This is a genomic window from Paenisporosarcina sp. P4_D4, assembly GCF_056401835.1.
In genome coordinates, this window is sequence record NZ_JBFUIO010000085.1 from 1 (window position 1) to 9,767 (window position 9,767).

10 protein-coding genes and 1 other annotated feature are annotated in these 9,767 nt (G+C 40.6%); all 10 genes read left to right on the forward strand.

Annotated features, from left to right (window positions below; translation table 11 throughout):
- Positions 1-117: 117 nt before the first annotated feature.
- Positions 118-326: a binding site (T-box leader), on the forward strand.
- Positions 327-591: 265 nt separating this feature from the next.
- Positions 592-3,219 carry an alanine--tRNA ligase gene (gene alaS / locus AC1DSL_RS13945; RefSeq protein ID WP_477532630.1) on the forward strand — a complete coding sequence of 876 codons (2,628 nt, stop codon included), beginning with the start codon at positions 592-594 and terminating at the stop codon, positions 3,217-3,219.
- A 90-nt stretch (positions 3,220-3,309) separates the two neighbouring features.
- Positions 3,310-3,576 (forward strand): IreB family regulatory phosphoprotein, encoded by a 267-nt coding sequence (locus AC1DSL_RS13950; protein WP_016426845.1) that lies wholly within the window; start codon positions 3,310-3,312, stop codon positions 3,574-3,576.
- A gap of 3 nt (positions 3,577-3,579) precedes the next feature.
- Complete coding sequence (gene ruvX / locus AC1DSL_RS13955) at positions 3,580-4,005, forward strand: Holliday junction resolvase RuvX (RefSeq protein WP_016426846.1); 426 nt, start codon at positions 3,580-3,582, stop codon at positions 4,003-4,005.
- A gap of 6 nt (positions 4,006-4,011) precedes the next feature.
- A complete protein-coding gene (locus tag AC1DSL_RS13960; protein ID WP_016426847.1) occupies positions 4,012-4,305 on the forward strand; it encodes a DUF1292 domain-containing protein in 294 nt (97 codons plus the stop codon).
- Between the two features lie 420 nt (positions 4,306-4,725).
- Positions 4,726-5,844, forward strand: coding sequence for an endolytic transglycosylase MltG (gene mltG / locus AC1DSL_RS13965; protein WP_477532631.1), 1,119 nt, complete (start codon positions 4,726-4,728; stop codon positions 5,842-5,844).
- A gap of 113 nt (positions 5,845-5,957) precedes the next feature.
- Positions 5,958-6,593, forward strand: coding sequence for an O-methyltransferase (locus AC1DSL_RS13970; protein ID WP_016426849.1), 636 nt, complete (start codon positions 5,958-5,960; stop codon positions 6,591-6,593).
- 5 nt (positions 6,594-6,598) lie between these two features.
- The gene (locus AC1DSL_RS13975) at positions 6,599-7,528 is read left to right on the forward strand and encodes a peptidase U32 family protein (RefSeq protein ID WP_477532632.1); all 930 of its coding nucleotides are present in this window, start codon (positions 6,599-6,601) and stop codon (positions 7,526-7,528) included.
- A gap of 17 nt (positions 7,529-7,545) precedes the next feature.
- The gene (locus tag AC1DSL_RS13980) at positions 7,546-8,823 is read left to right on the forward strand and encodes a peptidase U32 family protein (protein WP_477532633.1); all 1,278 of its coding nucleotides are present in this window, start codon (positions 7,546-7,548) and stop codon (positions 8,821-8,823) included.
- Entirely contained in the window at positions 8,820-9,458 is a 639-nt protein-coding gene (gene udk, locus AC1DSL_RS13985) for a uridine kinase (RefSeq protein ID WP_016426852.1), read from the forward strand. Before AC1DSL_RS13980 ends, udk begins: the two co-directional genes overlap by 4 nt.
- A gap of 109 nt (positions 9,459-9,567) precedes the next feature.
- Positions 9,568-9,767, forward strand: a 200-nt coding sequence (locus tag AC1DSL_RS13990) for a GreA/GreB family elongation factor (protein ID WP_477532634.1), incomplete at its 3' end; no start/stop codon positions are given.

The following is a 9,767-nucleotide window of genomic DNA, read 5'->3' on the forward strand; positions in this document are numbered from 1 at the left end:
AGGAATAACAGTCTTACCACTCGTCAAGATGAAAATATTAAAATTGAGTAATTTGCATGCACTTAATAAAAGTCAATTGACACATGCGTAATTGTTTTTTATAATTCTAACAAATGAATGAAAACGTTGATGGAGAAAGTACATTTGAGAAGCTTGCAAAAGAAAGAGGTTCCTTGGCTGAAAGAACCTTCAAGTGGATGTTATGGAAAGCTACTCCTGAGTGCAGCTAATCACTGCCGTAAGCCGCGTTAAGGCATAATCGAGAGACAGCAAATTCGTTTGCTGTAACTAGGGTGGTACCGCGAATTGAAGCCTTCGTCCCTTTTTTAGGGATGAGGGCTTTTTCTATTGTCTTAGCTTTAAGGACCAGCTCTTCCCCGTTGCGCCAGCAGGCTTCTTGACTCACGACTCAAAAGGTCAGTGTCTAGTTTTACAGGCCAATCCGCTCTTAAGCTTCACATCTTCATTCGAAAACTCGTTTTCGGATTCAGATGCTCCAGCACCAGAGTCGGATTAGAGCGCCCTGTTCAACATTTCATGGTGTCAAGCTGACAGCGCTTTATGCTTTTAAAATTGAAGGAGGAATACTTGATGAAAACTGCAGCAGAAATCCGACGCATGTACTTAGACTTTTTCATTGAAAAAGGCCATGCTCTAGAACCAAGTGCACCACTTGTACCAATTAACGATAACTCACTACTTTGGATCAACAGTGGTGTGGCAACGTTGAAGAAATATTTTGATGGACGTGTAATTCCTGACAATCCACGCATCACGAATGCACAAAAATCAATCCGTACGAATGACATTGAAAATGTCGGTAAAACGGCTCGTCATCATACATTCTTTGAAATGTTAGGAAACTTCTCGATCGGTGAATACTTTAAAAAAGAAGCGATTCACTGGGCTTGGGAATTTCTAACGGATAAGAAATGGATCGGATTTGATCCGGAATTGTTATCAATCACAGTTCACCCAGAAGATGAAGAAGCATACGCAATCTGGCGCGACGATATCGGAATTCCAGAAGCTCGCATCATCCGCTTAGAAGGGAACTTCTGGGATATCGGAGAAGGTCCAAGTGGTCCAAACTCGGAAATCTTCTACGACCGTGGCGAGGACTATGGCAACGACATGACGGATCCGGAAATGTATCCGGGCGGAGAAAACGACCGTTACTTGGAAATCTGGAACTTGGTGTTCTCTGAATTCAACCATAACCCAGATCACACGTATACGCCGCTTCCAAAACAAAACATCGATACGGGTATGGGTCTTGAACGTATGGCATGTGTCGTGCAAAATGTACCAACGAACTTCGATACAGATCTATTCATGCCGATCATTCGAAAAACCGAAGAAGTATCGGGTAAAACGTATGGCAATGGTGGTGCAGATGATTTAGCGTTTAAAGTCATTGCAGACCATACACGTACGGTTGCTTTTGCAATTGGTGACGGAGCACTTCCTTCAAATGAAGGCCGCGGCTATGTATTGCGTCGATTATTACGCCGTGCAGTACGTTTTGGTAAAAATCTAGGAATTGATCGTCCATTCATGTTCAACCTAGTACCGATTATTGGCGAAATCATGAAAGACTTCTATCCGGAAGTCGAAGCGAAACAAGATTTCATTATGCGCGTTATTAAAAATGAAGAAGAGCGCTTCCACGAGACATTACAAGACGGCCTTGGCATTTTGTCTAATGTTATTTCAACGCAACAAGCAGCTGGACTGTCAATCATTCCAGGAAGCGATGCTTTCCGTTTGTACGACACATACGGTTTCCCTGTCGAGTTGACGGAAGAATATGCAGAAGAAGTAGGCATGACCGTTGACCATGAAGGCTTCAAAGCTTCACTGGAAGCTCAGCGTACACGTGCTCGTTCAGCTCGTAAAGATGTTGATTCCATGCAGGTGCAGTCAGAAGTATTAGGGAATATTAAAGAAGAAAGTCAATTTATTGGTTACGATAAAATGGCCGTTTCTTCAAAAGTTCTGGTTATTGTAAAAGACGGAGAGCTTGTCAAGCTTGCACAAGAAGGCGATGAAGTAAAAGTCGTACTTGACCAAACGCCTTACTATGCAGAAAGTGGCGGACAGATTGCCGATCACGGAACAATTGAAAATGATTTATTCAAAGGATTTGTGAAAGATGTCCAAAAAGCACCAAATGGTCAAAATCTTCATACCGTAGTGATTGAATCAGGAGAGCTTTCAGTTGAAGCTGATGTAACAGCAACAGTCGATCAGACAATGCGCAAATCAACGGTCAAAAACCATACAGCGACACATTTATTGCATCAAGCGTTAAAAGATGTGCTTGGAACACATGTTAATCAAGCAGGTTCTTACGTTGGTCCTGATCGCTTACGTTTTGACTTCTCTCATTTCGGTCAAGTAACAAAAGAAGAATTGTTAACTATTGAACAACAAGTGAACGAGAAAATTTGGGAAGACATTCAAGTAGTTACAGGCTATCATGGCATCGATGAAGCGAAACAAATGGGTGCGATGGCACTGTTCGGTGAAAAATATGGCGATATCGTAAGAGTCGTTTCAATTGATCAATACTCACTTGAACTTTGTGGTGGATGTCATGTAAGCAATACGTCACAAATCGGCTTCTTCAAGTTAGTAAGTGAAAGCGGAATTGGCGCAGGTACACGTCGTATCGAAGCAGTTACAGGCAAAGCCGCATACCAGCTTGTTAAGGAAGAAGAGAGTATCCTAGAAGAAGCAGCTGCAGCTTTGAAAGCAAATACAAAAGATGTAGTGGCTCGTGTTCAAGGCTTACAACAGGAACTTCGCCAAGTTCAACGTGAAAATGAATCATTATCAGCAAAAATTGCAAATAGCCAAGCATCTTCCATTTTGGAGAAGGCTCAGCAAATTGATGGTGTAACGGTATTGTCTGCACGTGTTCAAGCAAAAGACAACAACCAACTGCGTCAAATGATGGATGATTTAAAAACGAAGATGAATGAAGCAGTTATCGTCCTTGGAGCTTCAGAAGGCGACAAGGTAATGTTAATTGCTGGTGTCACAAGTGATTTATCGGGTGGAAAATATCATGCTGGAAATATCGTGAGAGTTGTTGCCGAACAGTGCGACGGCAAAGGTGGCGGTCGTCCCGATATGGCAATGGCTGGTGCGAAAGATTCGTCGAAACTTGATGGAGCTTTACAATCTGTGTATGATTATGTCAAATCCGTTTAATAAAAAGTTGAAATCGGTTATACTTAACAAGTAACAAAAATATGCTTGTACAAGACAATCAGATTTTACTCCGAAAGCGAGGTGCTGATCATGAGTTCATTTGACAAGACAATGAAGTTTAATTTTCCGGAAGAGTCCATGGAACAAGAAGTGAAGCAAGTTATGCTTCATGTCCATTCGGCGCTTGAAGAGAAAGGGTATAACCCAATCAATCAAATTGTCGGCTACTTACTTTCGGGTGATCCGGCATATATTCCTCGCCACCAGGATGCACGAAATTTAATCCGTAAGCTTGAACGTGATGAAATCTTAGAAGAACTTGTAAAGTTCTACATCAAGAAGAATAACGAGGCATAAGTTATGAGAGTAATGGGCTTGGACGTTGGGACGAAAACAGTAGGTGTTGCAATCAGTGACGCTTTCGGTTGGACCGCCCAAGGGATCGAAACCATCAAAATTGATGAAGCAAATGAAAAGTTCGGATTGGAACGTATTGCCGAGTTGATGAAGTTGCACGAAGTATCATCGTTTGTGGTAGGATATCCGAAAAACATGAACAATTCGATTGGACCACGTGCCGAAGCGTCTGAACGCTACGCGGAATTATTACGTCAAACGTTTGAAAAACCCGTTTATCTTTGGGATGAACGCTTAACGACATCCGCTGCGGAAAAAATGCTTATCAGTGCTGACGTCAGTCGGAAAAAACGTAAAGAAGTCATTGATAAAATGGCTGCAGTTATGATTTTACAAGGCTATCTAGATAGTCAATCTATTAAGAGGTGATTACCCATGGACCACGGACAACAAAATATTACAGTTGTAGATGACAACGGTAACGAACAACTATGTGAAGTACTATTTACATTTGAATCAGAAGAATTCAGCAAATCTTACGTTCTTTACTACCCATTGGGTGCTGAAGAAGACGAGAACGAAGAAATCGAAATTCATGCTTCTGCTTTCACACCATCTGAAGACGGTAAAGACGGCGAATTAATGCCGATCGAGTCAGACGAAGAGTGGGCAATGATCGAAGAAATGTTAAACACTTTCTTGGAAGAGGAAGAAGAAGACGAAGAATAGAAATTATTTCAAAACACAGCATGTTTCCCTTATGGGACAGGCTGTGTTTTTTTATTTGTTCAGTTAGCTAAACTGTTGCAAACAAGTCGCCTTCCATGCAAAGGAACGAAGGTTAAAAACGCCACGTCCTACTCCTGCGGTAACTCTTCGCAAAAAAAAAATGTGGCAACACCTTCATAACCCACTTCATGTGGGCCTAAGCGTGAAGAATGAGACCCACAAGTATGTGGTTTTCATACTTGTTGGCTCATACTGAACATGTGGCTAGTGCAAAATTACGATAGTAGAGTTGGAAATGAAAGCACGAAACATATTAGTAGAGAAAGCGTTCCTATTAGGCAGAATGATGAATATACATTCTGCCTTTTTCTTTTGTCTAAATATCTTGTATAATAAATGTCAGATAGAGGGGGGTAACCCGTGGAAAACGAAACAAAAAAAGATATTATGTTTAATCGTATGAAAGAAAAGAAAAAAGAAGTGAAAATTGTCAGACGTATCGTGCTTGCAATTGTTCTTATTGTATTGATTGGTGGAGGAATAACTGCTTACAGTGGATACAAATATGTAAAAAGCGCATTGCAGCCAGTTGATGAAAAATCGGAAGAAATCATTCCAGTCAAAGTCGAAATTGGTTCGAACCTCGATTCGATTGCAGCGCTACTCGAAAAAAAAGGAATCATTAAAGATGCGCGGATCTTCAAATATTATGCGAAGTTCAATAATGAATCAGATTTCCAAGCGGGTGATTATGGCCTAAGCAAATCCATGACATTAGACGAATTAATCGAGAGTTTGAAAACTGGTAAAGTATACAGAGAACCAGTCTTCTCGATGACGATTCCAGAAGGACGCACCCTGGAAGAAATAGCTGCGAGAGTTGAAGAAAAAACATCGTATACGTCGAAGGAGTTTATGGACCTGGTGACAAACCCGGATTTCATTGATCAAATGATTGGCAAATACCCAACCATTTTATCAGATGAAATTAAAGGGCCAGATTTACGCCACGCATTGGAAGGCTATTTATTCCCAGCGACCTATGCGTATTATGAAGAAAAACCTTCATTGGAATCCATCGTAGATCAGATGTTGAAAAAGACAGCAAACGTCTTAACACCTTACACAGAAGTCCTTGCAGAGAAGCAAAAGTCTGTACACTGGTTGATGACATTTGCCTCATTGCTTGAAGAAGAAGCGACAGCTGATACTGACCGTGAAATGATTGCAAGTGTTTTCAATAACCGTATGAAAGAGAAAATGCCTTTGCAAACAGACCCTACAGTTCTATATGCACTTGGTGAACATAAGGACCGCGTATTATATGGTGATTTAGAAATTGATCATCCATACAATACGTATAAAATTCAAGGATTGCCTCCAGGTCCGATTTCTAATCCAGGAACCCAATCCATTGAAGCCGTACTGAATGCACCGGAATCCGAGAACTTTTATTTCCTTGCTGATAAAGAAGGAGTCAATCATTTCTCGAAAACGTATGACGAGCATTTAGCAAAAATTGAACAATATTTACGTTAATCGTGACAAGATTGTCACCATTATCACTGAAAGAAGGGAAGGCTATCGCTTTCCTTCTTTTTTTATGATAAGATGGGGTGTAATTTTTGTGCGTTAAAGGAGTTAAACTGGAAATGAAAACTTCACAATCCTACATTACTTCACATATTAAGCAACGCCCTGTTTTACTGTCGAATATGGAACAATTCGCTAAAGAACAACATATTCCAATCATGGAAATTGTGGCGATTGAATCACTTCTTCAATTTCTTCGACTGCAACAGCCGAAATCCATTTTGGAAATCGGTTCGGCCATTGGGTATTCAGCCATTCGCATGGCTTTGACTCTACCTGAAACAGTAATGACGACAATTGAAAAAGATGAGGGCCGTTTTCAATTGGCTTCTACCTACATAAAACAGGCTGAATTGACCGAACGAATTCAACTTTTACACGGCGATGCACTGGAAATCGATATAAACCATTTTAAACTTGGTCAGTATGATGCGCTATTCATTGATGCTGCAAAAGGTCAATATCAACGATTTTTTGACAAGTATTCACCACTCGTTCCTAGCGGTGGTGTTATTTATTGTGATAACATGCTGATGCACGGTTTTACGGAAATTGATATTCAAGATGTGCCTAGAAGAAAACGAACGATGGTCCGTAATTTGCAACAATTTACGACCTGGCTGATGAATCACGAAGAATATGAAACATCATTCCTGCCTATTGGTGATGGCATTACGATTAGTATAAAGAGGTGACTCGCTTGAAAAAACCAGAATTACTTGTAACTCCGCAGTCTGTAGAACATTTACAACAATTGATAGACGCTGGAGCAGACGCATTTTTAGTTGGGGAACAACGATTTGGTCTGCGATTAGCAGGTGAGTTTACAATTGGTGATATTGAAAAATCAGTTACACTCGCTCACGCTGCGAACAAAAAAGTATATGTGGCAATGAACGCGCTCTATCATAATGAGCGTGTCGAAGCATTAGGTCCATATATGGAACAACTGGCTTCATTCGGAGTGGATGGCATTACGTTCGGTGATCCAGCTGTTGTCATGGCGAAACGTGAAACAGGTATCGAAATTCCACTTCACTGGAATACCGAAACGACTGCAACAAACTGGTTCACTGCTAACTATTGGGGGAAACGCGGTGCCAATCGAGCTGTGCTGGCGAGAGAGTTAAGCATGGAAGAAGTCATTGAAATTAAAGAAAACGCAGAAGTTGCTGTAGAAGTGCAAGTTCAAGGTATGACTTGTATGTTCCAATCGAAGCGTTCATTGCTTGGAAACTATTTCTTGTATCAAGACAAAGCGATGGAAATTGAAAATCGTGCGAACAACAAAAACATGTTTTTACATGATAAAGAACGCCACAATAAATATCCGATTTATGAGGATGCTAACGGGACGCATATTTTTAGTCCAAACGACATGTGTATTATTGATGAGTTGAACGAGCTCATTGACGCTGGTGTTGATTCGTTTAAAATTGATGGTGTATTGCAAGAGACAGACTATGTAACGAAAGTGACTAGTCTTTATCGTCAAGCGATTGATGCGTATATGGTCTCACCAGAAACGTACGATCAAATTAAAGATGAATTATTAACGGAAATTGAAGAAATGCAACCGTCACTTCGACCACTCGATACCGGCTTCTTCTTCAAAGAAACCGTGTATTAAGGAAGGGGAGAATCAGCATGGCATTACTTCAACATGGCCGAATTAGTGAAATCATTGATGGCAAACGCGTCATTGTTAAAAAGCCAGAACTCCTTGCTCCTGCAGGAGATCTTGAAAAGCTGAAAATCGCTGTTCATTACGGTGCGGACGCTGTGTTTATTGGTGGCCGTGAATTTGGACTTCGTTCAAATGCAGGTAACTTTTCAATAGATGAAATGCGACAAGCAGTTGAGTTTGCGAACGGCTATGGTGCGAAAATTTATGTCACGACAAACATTTTTGCACATAACGAAAATATATATGGTTTGGCAACATACTTAAAAGATATTGAATCAGCAGGTGTGACAGGCATTATCGTCGCAGAYCCATTAATTATCGAAACATGTCGTCAAGAAGCGCCTAAGCTCGAAATTCATTTAAGTACACAACAATCTTTATCAAACTGGAAAGCAGTTCAATACTGGAAAGATGAAGGTTTGCACCGCGTTGTTCTTGCCCGTGAAACGAGCGGCGACGAAATTCAGGAAATGAAAGAAAAAGTCGATATAGAAATCGAAGCTTTCATTCACGGAGCTATGTGTATCGCTTATAGTGGCCGCTGTACGTTGTCGAATCATATGACAGCACGTGACTCAAACCGTGGTGGATGTTGCCAGTCCTGTCGATGGGATTACGATTTGTACGAAGTAAACGAAGGCGAACAGCAGCCTTTATTCAGTGAGGGTGACGCGCCATTTGCCATGAGTCCAAAAGACTTGAAACTAGTCGAATCCATCCCACGTATGATTGAACTTGGCATCGATTCACTGAAAATTGAAGGTCGCATGAAATCGATTCATTACGTAGCTACCGTTGTCAGTGTCTACCGTAAAGTAATCGATGCGTATTGCGCAGATCCCGAGAACTTTGTGATAAAACGCGAATGGCTTGAAGAACTCGAAAAATGCGCGAACCGTGATACGGCAACTGCTTTCTTTGAAGGTGAACCAACATATGAAGAGCAAATGTATGGTGTCCATGGCAGAAAGACAACGACAGATTTTATAGGTCTTGTTCTGGATTATAATGAAGAAACAAAAATGGTCACATTGCAACAACGGAATTACTTTACAAAAGGGCAAGAAGTGGAATTCTTCGGCCCAGATATTGAAAATTTCCGGATGACCATTACAGAATTATGGGATGAAAAAGGAATGGAATTGGATGTTGCACGCCATCCGTTGCAAATCGTTCGTTTCAAATCCGACATCCCTTTAAGACCAAATAACATGATGAGAAAGGAGCTTGTACGATGACATTTAAGCGCCCGCTTGTTATTGGTATTGCTGGTGGCTCTGGTTCAGGGAAAACAAGTGTTACCAAGGCAATTTATGACGTTTACAAAGAAAAATCCGTAGTCGTAATCGAACAAGATTATTATTATAAAGATCAAAGCCATCTAAAATTTGAAGAGCGACTTGCTACAAACTATGATCATCCTTTGGCTTTCGATACAGATTTGTTAATTGAACATATTCATCAACTTTTGAATCGTAAAGCAATCGAAAAACCTGTGTATGATTATGCAGTTCACACTCGTGCAGACGAAACGATTGTAATTGAGCCACAGGATGTTATTATATTGGAAGGTATTTTGGTTCTCGAAGATGAGCGCTTACGAGATTTGATGGATATCAAATTGTTTGTCGATACGGACTCGGATTTACGCATCATTCGTCGTATAATGCGCGACATCAATGAACGGGGCCGTTCCATCGAATCGGTTGTGGAACAGTATTTATCTGTCGTACGTCCGATGCATAACCAATTTATCGAACCGACGAAAAGATATGCAGATATCATTATTCCAGAAGGTGGCCAAAACCAGGTTGCCATTGATTTAATGGTTACAAAAATTAAAACAATTCTTGAATCTGATATCATTGTGTAATATGATATTGAAAGACTGACAAAATTATCTAATTACTTAGCCGCATATTTATAAGATGCGAGTCATAGTATTTTTATTAGTTAGCAAGTAGTTGAAGGAGTGAAATACATTGTCAACAGAAAAACAATACCCTATGACTGCTGCTGGAAAGCAGAAATTAGCGGACGAACTAGAATTCTTGAAAACGGTTAAACGTAAAGAGGTTGTTGAACGTATTAAAATTGCACGTAGTTTCGGTGACTTATCCGAGAACTCTGAGTATGATTCTGCTAAAGAAGACCAAGCATTCGTTGAAGGACGTATCTCAAC